Origin of the sequence: Iodidimonas sp. MBR-22 (assembly GCF_029946565.1) — a bacterium.
In the GTDB taxonomy this organism is placed as follows: domain Bacteria; phylum Pseudomonadota; class Alphaproteobacteria; order Sphingomonadales; family Rhodothalassiaceae; genus Iodidimonas; species Iodidimonas nitroreducens.
Genome location: NZ_JARKVQ010000009.1, coordinates 123,941 through 139,765, shown reverse-complemented (window position 1 = coordinate 139,765; position 15,825 = coordinate 123,941). Strand labels below are relative to the sequence as shown.

The window sequence follows — 15,825 nt, the reverse complement described above, 5'->3', positions numbered from 1 at the left end:
CGATCCAAATCCCGGCTCGGAGACTTCTACAGAAACCTCGTCGAAAGAGGAAAACGCAAGATCGTCGCCATAACCGCTCTCATGCGAAAAATCATCGTCATCGCTAACGCAAAAATCAGAGATATGAAACTCCAACAACAGAGTTGATGACGAAAGAGGGGGTGGGGTGATGCGGGGTGACGAGAGGGAGAAAGGGCCGGGTGACGTTGATAGTGGCCGAGAGAAGAAGGAGCCAGCGCGACTGAGCGCCGGCGCTGTTGCGCCGCCCCATCGGAGCCGTGAGCGCAGCGAACTGGCGCGAGATCAAAAAAGAGAGAGAAGAAGGAAAAGAAGGTCATTTTTAGCGATGGTTTGGGCGGCAGGATTGGGCTAAGAAAAAAGCGGGGAGTGATGATAAAAGGATAAAGATCAATGACATTGGACGCACCCGCCAATCTGGTTTCCCTGCTTTTTGATCAAGCAAACAAAAACGGTAAAAAGTCTTTTTTATATACCAAGCGTGATGGCCGCTATCAGCCCCAAAGCTGGACTGACGTGGCCGACAAGGTCGCGAGGCTGGCCGCCGCCCTGATGGCGCAGGGGATCGGGCGTGGGGATCGGGTGATGCTGGTTTCTGAAAATCGCCCGGAATGGCTGATCGCGGATTTTGCGATCATGGCCGCCGGGGCCATCAGCGTGCCCGCCTATACCACATCCACCACCGCCGATTATCAGCATATCCTGAACAACAGCGGGGCGAAGGGCGTGATCATCAGCAGCCCCAAGCTCGCCCGCATGGTGCTGCCCGCCGTGCATCAAAGCGATCATGCCGAATTTGTGATCGCGATCGATGACACAAAATTGGCCCAAAGCATCAATGCCCGGATTTTGCGCCTTGAGGATATTCTGGCCCAGCAAAGCGCGTGTGTGGAGCGGATGCAGGCAGCAGCGCGGCAGATCAAGCCCGATGATATCGCCTGTTTGATCTATACATCGGGCACCGGCGGCGCGCCCAAGGGGGTGATGATCAGCCATAAAGCGATTTTGCATAATTGCATGGGCGCCTGCGATGTTTTGGCGGAGATCGGGCTTTCCGGTAATCGCTTCCTTTCCTTCCTGCCGCTCAGCCATGCTTATGAACACAGCGCGGGCCAGGCCCTGCCGGTGGCCATTGGGGCCGAGATTTTTTATGCTGAAGGGCTGGATAAGCTCGCCGCCAATATGGCCGAGGCGCGCCCCACCATCATGGTGGTGGTGCCCCGGCTTTTTGAAATGCTTCGTCAGCGGGTTTTGCGGCAGGTGGAAAAAGAGGGCGGCCTCAAAGAAAAACTTTTCCATCAGGCCCTGGCCTTGGGGGTGAAACGCCATGAGCAGGGCGGCAGGCTGGATCTCCTTGATGAGATCATGGATCGGCTGCTGGATCGGCTGGTGCGGGTGAAGGTGCGGCGGCGCTTTGGCGGGCGATTGAAAGCGCTGGTTTCGGGCGGCGCGCCGCTGAACCGTCAGGTGGGATCGTTTTTCATCGGGCTGGGCCTGCCTTTATTGCAGGGCTATGGCCAAACCGAAGCCGCGCCGATTATCTCCGTTAACCGGCCCCATCATGCCAAAATCAATAGCGTGGGTCCGCCGATGAAGGGCGTGGAGGTGAAAATTGCCGAGGATGGCGAAATTCTGGTGCGCGGTGATCTTTTGATGGCCGGCTATTGGGGTGATGAACGCGCCACCAAACTGGCCCTGCGCGAGGGCTGGCTGCATACGGGCGATATCGGCCAATTCGATGCGGATGGCCATTTATTCATCACGGATCGGAAAAAGGATATTATCGTATCCGACAAAGGCGAAAATATCTCCCCGCAAAGGGTGGAGGGGATGCTTTCCCTTGAACCCGAAATTGCGCAGGTGATGATCTTTGGCGACGAAAAGCCCTATCTGGTGGGGCTGATCGTGCCCGATGCCGAATGGATGGCGGCATGGGCGAAAGCCGCAGGCCACGCCCCCGATCTCAAGGCTCTGGCGGATAACAAGGATTTGCACGCGGCTTTGGATAAAGCGGTGAGCCGGGTGAACAAGCGGCTGGCCAGCCCCGAGAAACTGCGCCGCTTTGCTTTGGCCGATGAAGCCTTTTCCATCGAAAATGAGCAGATGACCCCAACCTTGAAAATTCGCAGGCATGTGATCTCGAAAGTCTATCGCAACCGTATCGAAGGGCTTTATGCTGGTCATGGCAAACATCATCAGCCCGATGGTGATAAAACTTCTGAATGAGGGGGATTTCAATGGCAAAAGGATTTGATGGAAAGCGGGCTTTGGCCGCGCTTTTGCTGGCCGCAGGATTGAGCCATTCGGCCGCAGCCCAGCGCGATTTTTCCGATGTGGAGATCAAGATCGAGCCGGTGGCGGGCAATGTGCATGTGCTTTATGGGGCGGGCGGCAATATTGGCGTCCTGACCAGCGATGACGGGGTGATTCTGATCGATGATCAGTTTGCGCCCTTGACCGATCGGATTTTAGAGGCCATCGCCAGCCTTGACAGCGGGCCGGTGAAATTCCTGCTCAATACCCATTGGCATGGCGATCATACCGGCGGGAATGAAAATCTGGGCGAAGGGGGCGTGGTGATCGTGGCTCATGATCATGTGTATCGCAGGCTGGCCCAGCCGCAACGTTTCAGCAATGAGCGCCGCAATACCGAAGCCCGGCCCAAAGCCGCTTTGCCGGTTTTGACCTTCAATGATCAGCTCAGCTTTCATCTGGGCGAAGATGCCCGCGCTTATCACATGCCTCACGCCCATACCGATGGCGACAGCATCATCCATTTTCCCGAAAGCAATGTGATCCATATGGGCGATCTTTTGTTCGTCGATCGCTATCCCTTCATCGATATCGAAAGCGGCGGCAATCTTTTGGGCGTCATCGATGGGGTGATCAAGGCGATGGCTTTGGCCGATGAAAAAACCACGTTCATCGGGGGGCACGGCCCGCTGGCGGATCGCGAACGGGTGCGGGCCTATCTGAATGTGCTGGAAACCGCGCGGGATCGGGTGCGGCCGATGATCGCCGATGGTAAAAGCCTGGAAGACGTGATTGCCGCCCGCCCGATGGCCGCCTATGACGAGGCATGGGGCAGCGGTTTCATCAACCCCGAAGCTTTTTTGCGCGCTGTTTATGAAAGCCTTAAAAACCCGGCGCATTAATCTCTATCCATGTTAAAACCCCGGCACCAATCCCCATATCTATGACCCACCCATAAACGGAACAGACCGCCGATCATGACCGAACAGAATAACAAGCCAGATGAAGGGCACAGCCGCTTTGCCTTTGACCAAAGCCATGGATTGCCCATTGATCATGATCGGCGGGCTTTTCGCGCGGCATTGGGCCGCTTTCCCACCGGGGTGGCGGTGGTGACGGCGCAGGGGGCAGAAGGCCAGCCCATCGGCATCACCATCAACAGCTTTTCATCGGTGAGCCTGGAACCGCCGCTGGTTTTGTGGAGCGTTGATCATCAAGCCTCGCGGGCTGCTGATTTTATCAGGGCCGAACATTTTGTGATCAGCGTGATGGCCGAAGATCAGGGCCAACTGGCGCGGCAATTTGCCGGACCGGAAGACAAGCGCTTTCAGGATGGCCGCTTTCACCATGTGGAATGGCACCCTTTGGGCGAGGATATTCCCATCCCCGAAGGCGCGGTGGCGGTGTTTTTATGCCGCAAATATGCCGATTATCCCGGTGGTGATCACCAGATCATCGTGGGGCAGGTGGAGCAGGTGATCAGCCGCACGGCCAATGCCCTGCTCTTTCATGATGGGGTTTTGCGGCCGCTCGCCTGATTATCTGGCCTGATTATCTGGCCTGATCATTCCGCCGCCTGCTTGCCTTTTGCGGCCTTGGTGCTTTGGGCGGCTTCGGCCGCGAGCCAACGCTCCGCCTCGAGCGCGGCCATGCAGCCCATGCCTGCCGCCGTTACGGCCTGACGATAAATATCATCGGTCACATCCCCCGCCGCATAAACCCCGGGAATATCCGTGGCGGTGGAATCCGGCGCGGTTTTGATATAGCCATGGCCATCCATGCTCAGCTTGCCCTTGAACAGGCTGGTGGCGGGCACATGGCCAATGGCGATGAACACCCCATGGGCGGGCACGATCCGGGTTTCGCCGCTGCGGCTATGGGCCAGCCGCGCTCCGGTGACCCCAAGGGGATTTTCATCCCCTAAGATTTCATCGATCTGATGATCCCAGATCACCTCGATCTTTTCATGGGCAAACAGGCGATCTTGCAGGATTTTTTCCGCCCGCAGATGATCGCGGCGATGAACCAGCGTTACTTTCGAGGCAAAATTGGTCAGATAAAGGGCTTCTTCCACGGCGGTATTGCCGCCGCCCACCACGATCACTTCCTTGTTGCGATAGAAAAAACCATCGCAGGTGGCGCAGGCGGAGACCCCGAAGCCCTTGAATTTTTCCTCGGATGGGATGCCCAGCCAGCGGGCCTGCGCGCCGGTGGCAATTACCACAGAATCGGTGGTATAAAGCCTGCCGCTATCGCCGGTGGCGCGGAAAGGGCGGCTGTCGAGATCGATATCGGTGATGATGTCCTCGATCAATTCCGTGCCCACATGCAGGGCCTGGGCCTTCATCTGCTCCATCAGCCACGGGCCCTGGATCACATCGGCAAAGCCGGGGTAATTTTCCACATCGGTGGTGATGGTCAATTGCCCGCCCGGTTGCAGCCCGGCAACGATGGTGGGGCTTAAATTCGCCCGTGCCGCATAAATCGCCGCCGTATAGCCCGCAGGCCCCGATCCGATGATCAGAATTTTGCTGTGATGGGGGGCGGGCACTTGGCTCTGGGGCATCGGGTTTCTCCGGCTGCCCGCCGGGTGGGGCGGGTTTTTATGGATGGGTCATAACAAAAAGCACCGCCAAAGCGATGCGTTGATCTTTCGGTTATTTAATCCTCAAAACCCATGGGCGCAAGATGCGGCTTTAATCAGGGGATTGACGCGCGCAGGTTCAAGCATGGGCCTCAATCGAGATGATGGGCGCGCCGATCAGGGCGGGACTGCGCCGAACCAAGGGGCAGGGCTTTCAGGGCCTTCACACAATCGCGCATGGTTTTGGCATAATCTTCCAGTTCGGGCGAGGTGGTGGATTGCGACAAACGATCCGCCGCCCGGGCCATGCGATCAAGCAGATCATCGGCGCGATCAACAGGGCTGCGATGACGCACGCCCGCATCGGGGCTGGTGAGGCGATCAAGATCGCGCACGGTGCCGATATACCCCTCGAATCGGCCTTCGGGAAAGGAAAAGCGCGGCTGGGCCCGCAAACGCCAGCGTCGGGCCGGCTGATTTTTTGGCATGGTTTGAAAAACCAGATCTTGCAAAGGCACATGGCGGGCCATCGCCCGGGCAATATCATCGGCTGTTGGGGCGGCGGCGTGCAGATCAAGGGCATAGGTCAGAAATTCGCCATAAAGCGCAGGCATCGATGCGCCAAAAGCCTGCACCGCATTGGGGGAAAGCCGGGTGATCCGGCCATCCCGGGCGGTTTCAAATTGCCAGCTATCATCGGATTGATCCACCAAAGGCTCCAGATGTTTGGGGCGGGCAGGGATGGGCGTCGTGTTCAGTTGCGGCTCCAGATTTTTCGCCGATTCCAGATTGTGTTGAGCCTCTGGATTGGGTTGGGGCCCAAGCTTAGGGGCGGGCTTAGGGGCAGGCTTGGCCGCAGCTTGGGGGGCAAGCGGTTCAGGGTTTGGATTTGATTGCGGTGATGGGGGGGCTTTGGCCTCAGCGGATTTCGGGCTGGCGGCGCTTTTATTGGGCTGTTGCAAATGCCGGGCGGTGACCCGGGCCAAAGCCAGCCAGACATCAAGGGTGAGATCGGCACGTCTGGCGATTTCGATATGATGATCGGGGCCGGTTTTGGAAATCAACTGGATCAATTCAGGGGGGCTGAACGGCACCTGACGCAAAAGCGGGGTACTGATGCGGGCCTCATCGGTGGCCAAAAGGCTGGCCAGATCCTTTGGCGGCGCGGGCAGGCTGGTCAGATGCTGCACCATTTTGCGCCGGGCCGTGGGGGCGGCCTGGGGCATCAGGCTTTCCAGCATCCGCAAAAGATGGCCCCGGCGTTCCGGCTCGTCTTCACGATCTTCGTGCAGCAAACGCCGGGCCAGAGCGATGAAAAGCTCGGTATGTTCCTGATCGTTATCCGCCTGCTCCAATTCCGCGTGCTCCAAGGCGACATCCTGATGCTGATGTCCGATATTTGGCGTGAAATCATTGTTCAGCCCAAAAGTCCGCCCCGTCTTGAAATTCTTGGTTTCATTCCGGGTCCCATCGCTGAATTCAGCATATGCGCCGGTTCTGCGCTGATGATCAGCGAGTTCCGTTTCCTCTTGATGCATGGTCGTCTTGCCCTGTTCCGTTCCCGAAAGCGCCCCCGCGCTTGTTCCGCGCGGAGTTTGCACTGTTTGTTCGCAGAACGCAAACCCTCTAAATTTCAGCAGGGAAGGGCTGGAAATATCCTGACCATTGATTATTATATTGTTATAATATTTTTTGGGGAAAAGGCGCGAAATGCGTCTGTCACATGCAGATGGAGCGAAAGACGATGGCCAGAGTGAAGCTTGATGCAGTGGATATGAAAATTCTCACATCCCTGCAGGATGAAGGTCGGATGACCAATGTTGATCTGGCCGAACGGGTGGGGATCACCGCGCCGCCCTGCCTGCGCCGGGTGCGGGCGCTGGAGGAATCGGGCTTCATCCGTGGTTATCATGCCGATCTCGATCAGGAAGCCCTGGGCTTTGGGATCACTGTTTTCGCCCTTGTCTCTCTGCGCAGTCAGGCGGATGCCGATTTGCAGGCTTTCGAGCGGAAAGTCGCCGATTGGCCTTTGGTGCGGGAATGCTTTATGCTCAATGGCGAAATTGATTTCATTCTCAAAATTGTAGCCCGGGATCTGGCTGAATTTCAGCGCTTTCTGACTTCCGAACTCACCTCCTCGACCAATGTTGAAAGTGTCAAAACCTCGCTCACCATCCGCTCGTCAAAGCGGGTGCCCGGGGTGCCTTTGCCGCTCCCGAAAAAATAAGCATCGCGCATGGGGATGAACAGCGGGCGTGGCTTCAGGCTTCTGGCCGGTGGCCCGCACGCGCCCTTTTGGGCGGATGTGCCGGATTTTCAGCCACGCTGGCCTTGGATGGGCGGTGATCTGCAAACCCTGCGCAATCGCTTTGTTGCACCCCCCAAAGCTTTATGGGGGGTGGAAAGGCGGCTTTTGATCCCTTTGCGATCCCCATCTTTGGGGGCTTTATCTGCGCTTTCCAATGCGCCTTCCGATCTGGCAAAGGCGAAACAGCAAATGCCGGGGGCCTCACCCATCGTTCTTATGGTGCACGGCCTTGGCGGCTGCGAGGATAGCGCCTATCTGCGCCTCGGCACGCTTGGGCTTGAAGGCTGCGGGGTTGAGGTGATCCGCCTTAATCTGCGCGGGGCGGGGCCATCGGCGGCCAGCAGCGCGGGCCCTTATCATGGGGGTCTGACCGATGATTTGTGCGATGTGCTGGCGTGGCTTCACGCGGAAAGGCCGGGTCAGCCGGTGCTGGCCATCGGCTTTTCTTTGGGCGGGCATATGCTTTTGCGCCTGGCGGGGCAATTGGGGGCGGGCGAGATTGAGCTTGAAGCCCCGCACCCCTTGGCGATCATGAGCATCAGCGCCCCTTTGGATCTGGCGGCGGCGGGGGCGCGCATTGCCGCGCCGCGCAATCGCATCTATCATCAGGCCCTGTTGCGCTGGATGAAGCGGGATGGCGCGCAATGGGCCCCATCGGATGATGATCTGCAACAACGTCTGCGGGCGGTTGCCAGTATTCGCGATTTTGATGATCGGATCGTGGCCCCTGCCCATGGTTTTCGCAATGCCGACGATTATTATCACCGGGCTTCGGCGATCCACGGGCTTTCACGGATCCGCCTGCCGGTTCTTGCCCTGCATGGGGATGATGATCCCTGGATTCCCCTTGATGCTTATCAGGCAGCCGATTGGCCCGATGGGGGCCATGTTCAGGTGGCGATCAGCCGGGGCGGCGGGCATGTGGGCTTTCATGGTCGCCAAGGGATTTTGCCCTGGTATGTGATGGTCACACGAAAATGTGTTCTGGCGCACATCTCTGGCGCAAGGCCGGGCATGGCCGTTTTTTGAGGGCGCATAAGGCTTTGCAGCGGCCAAGTGGAAAGAGGCCGTAACCTCCGATTAATCATGCTTCTATAGACCCTGTTAAGGCTAACTATCGTAAAATCAACCTTATGAAATTCAAAGCAGGCGTCAATTTATGGAGTTCAAGGGATTGAGATTGCCCCCGTCATCGAGCCGCGCACAGCTTGAAAAAGTTGTTCTGGCGCGCAAGGTCGGGCTGTTTCTCCTTGAAAAGCACGACCCGGGCGAGCGGCAGGTCGTGGAAGACGTGGCCCGCACCCTTGCCCATGATCTGAGCGTGGAAGTGCGCCAAACTCTGGCATTTGAATTGCGCCGGGCCGGTTATCTGCCCCTTGATCTGGCCGAGAAAATTGCCCGCGATGTCGATGATGTATCCTCGCCTTTTTTGCAGCATGTTTCTGTTTTTAAAGATGACGATCTGGCGCGGCTGGCCCGTGAATTGGATGAACATGCGCAGATTGCCATCGCCCGGCGATCCCATGTGCCCGATATCGTGGCGGTGGCCATAGCGGAAACCGGCGGCGAACGGCCGGTGACCTATCTGATCCGCAATCCCGGCGCTGAAATCGAACGCGCCTGTGGCCCCATTCTCAATCGCTTCAGTGGCAATCGGGCGATGATGGATCATCTCAGCCGCCGGGGGGATCTACCCCTCGAAATCGTTCAGCGGCTGGTGGATCATGTGTCGCAGGCCTGCCGCGATGCCTTGGTCGTGCATTATGATCTGTCGGCTGAAAAAGCTGATGCCTTGGCCGCCGCAAGCCGGGCCGATACCGTTTTGAAATGGTTGGAAGGGGCAAGCCGGGGGGCGCTCAATGAACATATCCGGCAGCTTGAACAGCGCGGGGCGCTGACCGATCGCTATCTGGTCGATATTACCAAGCGCGGCGGATTGCGCTTTTTTGAAAGTGTGATGGCCTATAAAACCGGGATCGACATCATCACTATCGAGCGGATTATCAGCGCCCATAGCGCCACCCATGTGCTGAAGCTGATCCGCCGGGCGGGCTATCGCGATGAACAGGCCACCCGGCTTTTGGGGGCGTGGGAAATGGGCGTCAATCAATCCGTGGGCGGATAGCCGCGCACCAGCCGGGCTTCGTGGCGCCATGCCCGATAAAATTCCAATAGATTGATGGGCGGTGCGCCGCGCCTGCGATTGTCCCGGCCAATGGCAAACAGCATCGAGAATTGCTCAAACAGATCGCCATAGGCTTTTTTAAGGGTCATCCGCGAATCCCAGATATGGGTGGCTTCGCCGCCCGCGCCATTGACCTCGATGATGGTGAAATCGCGGCCCTCTTGCAGGGCCTTGAAATCATTGAAGCGCACATCAAAGCGACCGATATAAAAGCCATCGATATCGCGGGCCAGTGCGTCGATGGCTTGGGTCAAAGCTTCGGTGATATAGGGGCGGCCATCACGGAAAATCGCGCCCTTTGAATGGCTTCCGGCAAAAGCGAGGCGCACGGGCTCGCCTTTGGGGATGATTTCATCGAGCCGGGCTGCATTCCGCTTCAGATAAAGATGGGGCAATTGCCCGGCACGGGGATCATCCATGATCAGGCGTTCCAGATGATCCCGCCCATTGCCGATGATCGTGGGAAAATATTTTAAGGTCATGGAAAACAGCCGCCCCTGTTTTTGCGATGGCGACCGCACATAAAAAAGCCCCACCTCGCCCGGTTGATCCACCAGCTTTTGCAAGATGATCAAGGCCCCATCGGGAAAGCTTGCGATATAGCGGTCAAGATCGCGATCATTGCGCACCACCTGCACGCCCGCCCCCCGGCAGCCCATATCGGGCTTGGCGACCAGCGGATAATCAAGGCCCGATGCCCGCGCCTTTGCCATCACGCTCAGGCTTTGATCTTTGGCCTGATGATCGGCACAAAAGCAGATGAACGGGGCGAGGGCGGCTTTTGCCCTGTCGCCAAAGCGCGAGAACACCTGCGCCTTGCTTTCTCCCACAAAGCCGCCATTGGGAAAGCCCGGATTGGCTGCCGTGGGCAAGGCGGGGCCGCCATAGCGCAGGCTGAGCCAAAGCCACCAAAGGATTACCGGAGTATAAAAGAGCCACTGGGGCCAGAATTCAAAAAACGACAGCTTTTGCGCGCTTTCATCAAGGGCGGGCATATTGGCATGGGGGGCCGCTATGGGGCGTTCAGTCTCAGACTTTTCAGGGACAGTCATCAGGGGTGCAGTCATGATCTATGGTGATCCTCAGGCAGGGGGCGAACCCCGAATATCCGCGCACATATGGGGCCAATAAAATGCGGAACAACCAAGCCAAACAATAAAATGATGATCGCCCCCAGCCATTTCCATGGACCAAGGGCATCGAGAAAGGGCTTCCCGGCATAAAAGATCACGATGAACACAAGGCCGGTCCATAAAACCGAGCCCAGGCTGAGGATGGCGATGAAAAAAGGAAAGGAGAAACCGAAAAAGCCGCTGGCCGTATAGGTGGGAAAACGGGTGCCGGGCATGAAGCGGGTGGCCAGCAGAATAGGCCCCAGCCTTTGTTCCACCCAGCGTTTGGTTTGATAGATGCGGCGCGTGGCCACCAACCGGCGCATGAAGCGATAGCGCGCCGCCAGGGCCCCCGCGCCATAAAGGGCCCCATCGCCGACGATGATCGCGATATTCACGGCCAAAAAGCCCAAAGGCCAGCCGATCAGGCCCTGTGAGGCCAGAAGGGCGGTACCCACAGTCACCGCATCTTCAGATATAAAGCTGAGCCCAATGGCAAGGGCGATGAACAGCAATGGCTGGCCCGCCAGATGCTCCATGATCCTGAGCGCCCAATCGAAATCCATGCTCAGCCCTTTTTCATGCCGATCCTCACAGATCATCAATCAGTTCATGAAGGGCATCGAGACAATGGCGGGCGAGATGCTTTGATCGTTCGGGCGACCAGCCGAATGTGGGCTCGGGATCATTGGCATTATCCTTGAAGGGCATTTCCAATGTCATCGCCGGGCAGCCGAATCGTTCCGCCACCCAATCGGTGCATTTCTTGAGATCGGATGTGCCGGGGGCATCCTTGGGATAGCCATGTTCGGTTTGGAAATCCGGGCTCAAGCGGGCCAAAGTTGCCTGATAGCGATGATACAGGCGCAACTGCTTTTCATTGATCGAAGGGATGCCCTCGAAACCGGCGAGAAAATTATAGGGCAGGGCTTCATCGCCATGCACATCCATATGAAAATCAACGCCCAGACGTTCCATATTGCGGCGCGCCCAATAAACCTCGGGGCTGGTTTTCTCATCGGGATCATTCCACACCCGGTTGAGATTGACCCCGGCGGCATTGGTGCGCAGGTGCCCCCGCCGTGATCCATCGGGGTTCATATTGGGAATGATATAAAAACGCGCCTTCGATAACAGGCTGCGGGTGACCGGATCATCGGTATCAAGAAGGCGATCAAGCAGGCCTTCCATCCACCATTCGGCCATGGTTTCCCCCGGATGCTGGCGACCGATGAACCAGATTTTCTTGCCCTGTTGTCCGCCGCCGCTGCCCACTTCGATCATATCGATATCCTGGCCATCGAGGCTTTGGCCAATGGATCTGATGCGGACCAAAGGATTGACCGATGCACTGGCAATCAGATCGGCATGACGCTCCATGGAATAGGGAGCAAAGGTGGCATACCAGACTACATCATAGTCCGGTCGATGATTGATGATCAGCCTTGTGCCATCATATTCGGTGGGCACGCGAAACCATGTTTGGCGATCATAGGATGCCACCACATTATAATTGTGCCAGCCATCGGGATAGGCGCTTTGCGATGCATTTTCGATCAGAATGCGACAATCGGCCCGCAGGGCACCGGTGGCGCGAAAATAAAACCACTGGAAAAAATCCGATTGATGGTCCTTTTTGATGGCCAGACGAATTCTGTGGGGTCCGCCGGGGCCGAGAACTTCAATATTCCCGCCGTCGAAATTGCTGGTGATATCCATATGCTGTGTTTCTCAAAGGGTTGCTGTGATGATGAAGCGCCGGGCCGTGGCCGGGCATGTTGGTGAGGAAGATTGAAAACTTCGGAATAGGGTTTTCAGGAATCGGGGCATCAGGAACCGGGGTCAGGGTTCAGGGTGACCTGTGTCGTGCGGCCTGAAGGGCCGGGAAAATCCTGCAGAAGGGCCCGTGCCAAAAGCGGGATGATGCGTGTTTTATCATCCACCCGCCCGGTGGATAGGGCCCGGCCTTCCCAGATCCTGTTGCCGCTGGCGGCATCGATCAAAACCAGTTCAAGGCGGCGGCGAAACACGGTTTCAGGCTCATCATCGCCAAGGGGGAAGCTGACACCACCGCCAATCCCCCCTCTGCGGCCAAAGCTGCCGCCACCGATGCTGATCGTGCCCTGATCTTTGGGCGCTGCCGCCGCCGGGCTGTTGATATAATCAAGTTCGGCGATAATCTCGGGGGGCTGATCGCCTGCCGGGCTGAAGCCGTGCTTTTCAAGTTCGGCTCCCAGCATTGCGGCAATGGCGCCAAATTCCAATGTTTCAAGCTCTTTACGGGCGGGCTTGATGGTGATGGTTTGGCCACTGTCCACATCAATCTGTGCCGTGTGGAAGCGCACCACCTCAGCCTTGAATTGCGGCCCGGCACAGGCCCCCACCATCCCCATGAGGAAGATGAGCGCCAGAGTTCTCATTATGCGTGTGTTCATGATCATCTCTACAAATTACCAAGGGAGCCGGTTTGATTGCAAGCCTTCGATCCGCGCTCTCCTCTCATCATGGCGATGGATGATAGCGATTTTTCAGGCCAATGGTGCATTTTTGCGCTTAAAATCGGGGTGCGAAAAGCCGTGATTTCATGTATAATCCTATCACCGACGCTGATGGGCGCACCGGTCGCTCGAAAGTGCCGGCATATCACCGCACCTTACAAGGCGCGGAAAAGGGAAGGCGACCCGGCCTTGATCCCACTCATGCAGGCGCGGGGCCGCCTTCTCTGGATTTTGATGCCATTAAAGCGACCAACAGGGTGCTTGACAGTCCATGGCTGTGCCCATATGGTCGCGCGCTCTAATCAGATTAATGATCCCGGTTTCGGCATGTCATCATGCTGGTTCCTGTGGCGATGACGGGTTGACGTTATGAAAGTCAGAAATTCACTCAAATCACTGAAATCGCGCCATCGCGATTGTCGGGTTATTCGTCGCAAAGGTCGCACCTATGTGATCAACAAGACGAATCGTCGTTTCAAGGCACGCCAGGGCTGATCAGCAAGCATTGCGGTGGGGCTTGGGCTTTGTCGCGTGCTTTGCCTTGCGGGCAAGACAGAAAAATCGCCGTGTTGGGATTCCCGATCAGGGGTTCTGGCGCGGCGCCTTCATGTCTGGCTTTTTGCAACATCTTGAGCAAAACGGGGTCCTGCCTATGTCAGCGCCGGTGCACGCAGTCATTTTCGATATCGGGAATGTTCTGGTTCGCTGGAACCCCCGCAGGCTTTATCGCCAATTGATCGAAGATGAAAAGGAACTCGATTGGTTTCTTGAAACGGTGGTTCCGCTTTCATGGCACACTCAGCATGATCTGGGGGTGCCGTTTGCCGAAAACATCAAGACGCGTCAGCAGCAATTCCCCGAATATGCCGATCTCATTGCCCTGTTTTATGAGCGTTGGGACGAGACCATCGAGGGCCCCATCGATGGATCGGTGGCTCTTCTCGAACAGCTTGATGATGCCGGCATCCCGGTTTTTGCGCTGACCAATTATTCCGCCGAAACCTTTCCCGATTTTCGCCGCCGGTTCAGATTTTCCGACCGTTTTCGCGATATCGTCGTCTCAGGCGCTGAAGGGATGGTCAAGCCCGATCCACGGCTGTACGATCTGGCGATCAAACGATTTGGGGTTCGTGCCGAACACAGCGTTTTCATCGATGATCGGCCAGATAATGTGGAGGCGGCGATTGAACGAGGATTGCAAGGCCTTGTGTTCACAGGTCCTGAAACTCTGGAGCAGGATCTGCTGCGCCTTGGTCTGCCTTTATGATCAGCGGGGCCGTTTTCCGGCTGCCCTTCGGCCCAAAGCCCTGAGCCATGGTCTTTTGCCTGATCGCCGGCCAAGGCAGCAAAATCCATGATTGATTTTCGGCCGATTCTGAATATTTGCGGCATGTTGCTGATCGTGATGGCCGTGGCCATGATTTTTCCAGCTCTGGCCGATGTGATCAACAGCAATCCCGATTGGATCGTTTTCTTCTCGTCATCGGCACTCACCGCTTTTGTGGGCGGTGGTCTTTATCTGGCTACCCGCAGCGGCAGCCCGGCGGAGATTTCGCGTCGGCAGGCCTTTGCTCTCACCACATTTGCCTGGCTTTTCGTTTCGGCGGCGGGGGCTTTGCCTTTTCTTTTTTATGGCAATGCCCTGTCTTTACCCGATGCGGTCTTTGAATCCATCTCCGGTCTCACCACCACCGGGTCTACAGTGATTTCGGGGCTGGAACAGCAGCCGCCGGGCATTTTGCTCTGGCGTCAGTTGATGCAATGGATCGGCGGGGTGGGGATCATCCTGATGGCGATCATCATGCTGCCCTTTTTAGGTGTGGGCGGGATGCAGCTTTTTGAAACGGAAAGCTCTGAGCGCTCGGGTCGGATCGTCCCCCGGGCCCGGCAGTTTGTGGCCTATATCAGCCTGATTTATTCCGGCCTCACCCTCGCCTGCGCGATTATCTATTATCTTTTGGGGATGAGTGCTTTTGATGCTTTGGGCCATGCGATGTCGACCGTATCGACCGGTGGCTTTTCAACCCATGATGCCTCCTTCGGCTATTTTCAATCACCTTCTTTGCAATGGACGGGAACCCTTTTCATGATTGCGGGGGGGATTCCTTTCGTGGCCTATATCCGTTTTGTGCGGGGACAGCATACGGCTCTATTTAATGATGTGCAGATCAAGGCCTTTTTGGCTTTTCTGGCCTTTGTGTCGATCAGTCTGGGGATATGGCTCACCAGCACCGGGCAGGCGCAATCCTTGGAGGAAGGGCTGCGGCTGGCGGCCTTCAATGTGGTGTCGATCGTCACCACCACCGGCTTTGCGACGGCGGATTATACCTTATGGGGCAGTTTGGCGGTGGGCCTGTTTTTTGCGCTGACCTTTGTGGGCGGCTGCACCGGATCGACATCGGGGGGGATCAAGATCTATCGCCATCAAATCTTGTGGACAGCAGTGCAGGCTTATGTGCGGCAATTGATCAGCCCGCATCGGGTGGATGTGCTTAATTATGGCGGGCTGCATGTGACCCGGGATGTGCAGGCATCGGTGCTGGCCTTCCTCGCGGTTTTTGTGGGGGCTTTTTCCATCACGACTGTGCTTTTGGCGGCGATGGGGCTTGATTTCGTCACCGCCTTGTCGGCCTCGGCCACGGCTTTTGCCAATGTTGGGCCGGGCTTGGGGGAGATCATCGGGCCTGCGGGGAATTTTTCATCATTGCAGGATGAAGCCAAATGGGTTTTATCCGCCGCCATGCTACTGGGCAGGCTGGAGCTGTTCACTGTTCTGGTGCTGCTTGATCCGGATTATTGGCGGGGTTGAGCTTGAGGATCAGGGCCTTGGTATGAAAAACCCCGGCCTTGAAGGACCGGGGCGAGAA

General features: G+C 57.0%; 16 protein-coding genes and 1 pseudogene. 11 read left to right on the top strand and 6 right to left on the bottom strand.

Annotated features, from left to right (window positions below; all coding sequences use genetic code 11):
- From QK300_RS13610 to QK300_RS08810, 4 genes and pseudogenes are all read left to right on the top strand, one after another.
- Window positions 1-147, top strand: a pseudogene (locus QK300_RS13610) (IS110 family transposase); the annotation flags it as partial.
- Between the two features lie 264 nt (window positions 148-411).
- Window positions 412-2,244: a long-chain fatty acid--CoA ligase gene (locus QK300_RS08820; protein ID WP_281302288.1), complete on the top strand. Its 1,833-nt coding sequence runs from the start codon at window positions 412-414 to the stop codon at window positions 2,242-2,244.
- An 11-nt stretch (window positions 2,245-2,255) separates the two neighbouring features.
- On the top strand, window positions 2,256-3,173 hold the full coding sequence (locus QK300_RS08815) for an MBL fold metallo-hydrolase (RefSeq protein ID WP_281301321.1): 918 nt from the start codon (window positions 2,256-2,258) through the stop codon (window positions 3,171-3,173).
- Window positions 3,174-3,248: 75 nt separating this feature from the next.
- Window positions 3,249-3,809 carry a flavin reductase family protein gene (locus QK300_RS08810; RefSeq protein WP_281301320.1) on the top strand — a complete coding sequence of 187 codons (561 nt, stop codon included), beginning with the start codon at window positions 3,249-3,251 and terminating at the stop codon, window positions 3,807-3,809.
- Window positions 3,810-3,835: 26 nt separating this feature from the next.
- Here QK300_RS08810 and trxB read toward each other — a convergent pair whose 3' ends face one another.
- Together trxB and QK300_RS08800 are read right to left on the bottom strand one after the other, a co-directional pair.
- Window positions 3,836-4,837: a thioredoxin-disulfide reductase gene (gene trxB, locus QK300_RS08805; RefSeq protein ID WP_281301319.1), complete on the bottom strand. Its 1,002-nt coding sequence runs from the start codon at window positions 4,835-4,837 to the stop codon at window positions 3,836-3,838.
- A gap of 170 nt (window positions 4,838-5,007) precedes the next feature.
- Window positions 5,008-6,225: a PAS domain-containing protein gene (locus QK300_RS08800; protein WP_281301318.1), complete on the bottom strand. Its 1,218-nt coding sequence runs from the start codon at window positions 6,223-6,225 to the stop codon at window positions 5,008-5,010.
- Between the two features lie 12 nt (window positions 6,226-6,237).
- Between QK300_RS08800 and QK300_RS08795 the strand changes: the two genes are divergently transcribed.
- The 4 genes from QK300_RS08795 to QK300_RS08780 all read left to right on the top strand — a co-directional run bounded on the left by QK300_RS08795 (window position 6,238) and on the right by QK300_RS08780 (window position 9,288).
- Window positions 6,238-6,612, top strand: a complete 375-nt coding sequence (locus QK300_RS08795) for a hypothetical protein (RefSeq protein WP_281301317.1) — start codon at window positions 6,238-6,240, stop codon at window positions 6,610-6,612.
- Window positions 6,600-7,082 (top strand): Lrp/AsnC family transcriptional regulator, encoded by a 483-nt coding sequence (locus QK300_RS08790; RefSeq protein ID WP_042086831.1) that lies wholly within the window; start codon window positions 6,600-6,602, stop codon window positions 7,080-7,082. Before QK300_RS08795 ends, QK300_RS08790 begins: the two co-directional genes overlap by 13 nt.
- Before the next feature lie 9 nt (window positions 7,083-7,091).
- Window positions 7,092-8,192, top strand: a complete 1,101-nt coding sequence (locus tag QK300_RS08785; RefSeq protein ID WP_281301316.1) for an alpha/beta fold hydrolase — start codon at window positions 7,092-7,094, stop codon at window positions 8,190-8,192.
- Window positions 8,193-8,343: 151 nt separating this feature from the next.
- Window positions 8,344-9,288 (top strand): DUF2336 domain-containing protein, encoded by a 945-nt coding sequence (locus QK300_RS08780; protein WP_281301315.1) that lies wholly within the window; start codon window positions 8,344-8,346, stop codon window positions 9,286-9,288.
- On the opposite strand, the gene QK300_RS08775 is transcribed toward QK300_RS08780, so the two are convergent.
- The 4 genes from QK300_RS08775 to QK300_RS08760 all read right to left on the bottom strand — a co-directional run bounded on the left by QK300_RS08775 (window position 9,270) and on the right by QK300_RS08760 (window position 12,895).
- Complete coding sequence (locus tag QK300_RS08775) at window positions 9,270-10,415, bottom strand: ATP-grasp domain-containing protein (RefSeq protein ID WP_281301314.1); 1,146 nt, start codon at window positions 10,413-10,415, stop codon at window positions 9,270-9,272. The genes QK300_RS08780 and QK300_RS08775 overlap by 19 nt on opposite strands.
- Window positions 10,412-11,062 (bottom strand): VTT domain-containing protein, encoded by a 651-nt coding sequence (locus tag QK300_RS08770; RefSeq protein ID WP_281301313.1) that lies wholly within the window; start codon window positions 11,060-11,062, stop codon window positions 10,412-10,414. The genes QK300_RS08775 and QK300_RS08770 overlap by 4 nt, the downstream gene beginning before the upstream one ends.
- Entirely contained in the window at window positions 11,052-12,179 is a 1,128-nt protein-coding gene (locus QK300_RS08765) for a M14-type cytosolic carboxypeptidase (protein WP_281301312.1), read from the bottom strand. Before QK300_RS08765 ends, QK300_RS08770 begins: the two co-directional genes overlap by 11 nt.
- A 110-nt stretch (window positions 12,180-12,289) precedes the next feature.
- On the bottom strand, window positions 12,290-12,895 hold the full coding sequence (locus QK300_RS08760) for a DUF4136 domain-containing protein (protein ID WP_281301311.1): 606 nt from the start codon (window positions 12,893-12,895) through the stop codon (window positions 12,290-12,292).
- Between the two features lie 432 nt (window positions 12,896-13,327).
- Between QK300_RS08760 and ykgO the strand changes: the two genes are divergently transcribed.
- From ykgO to QK300_RS08745, 3 genes are all read left to right on the top strand, one after another.
- A complete protein-coding gene (gene ykgO / locus QK300_RS08755) occupies window positions 13,328-13,453 on the top strand; it encodes a type B 50S ribosomal protein L36 (RefSeq protein ID WP_081837259.1) in 126 nt (41 codons plus the stop codon).
- A gap of 157 nt (window positions 13,454-13,610) precedes the next feature.
- Window positions 13,611-14,225 (top strand): HAD family phosphatase, encoded by a 615-nt coding sequence (locus QK300_RS08750; protein ID WP_281301310.1) that lies wholly within the window; start codon window positions 13,611-13,613, stop codon window positions 14,223-14,225.
- Window positions 14,226-14,312: 87 nt separating this feature from the next.
- The gene (locus QK300_RS08745; protein ID WP_281301309.1) at window positions 14,313-15,767 is read left to right on the top strand and encodes a TrkH family potassium uptake protein; all 1,455 of its coding nucleotides are present in this window, start codon (window positions 14,313-14,315) and stop codon (window positions 15,765-15,767) included.
- Window positions 15,768-15,825 lie beyond the last annotated feature (58 nt).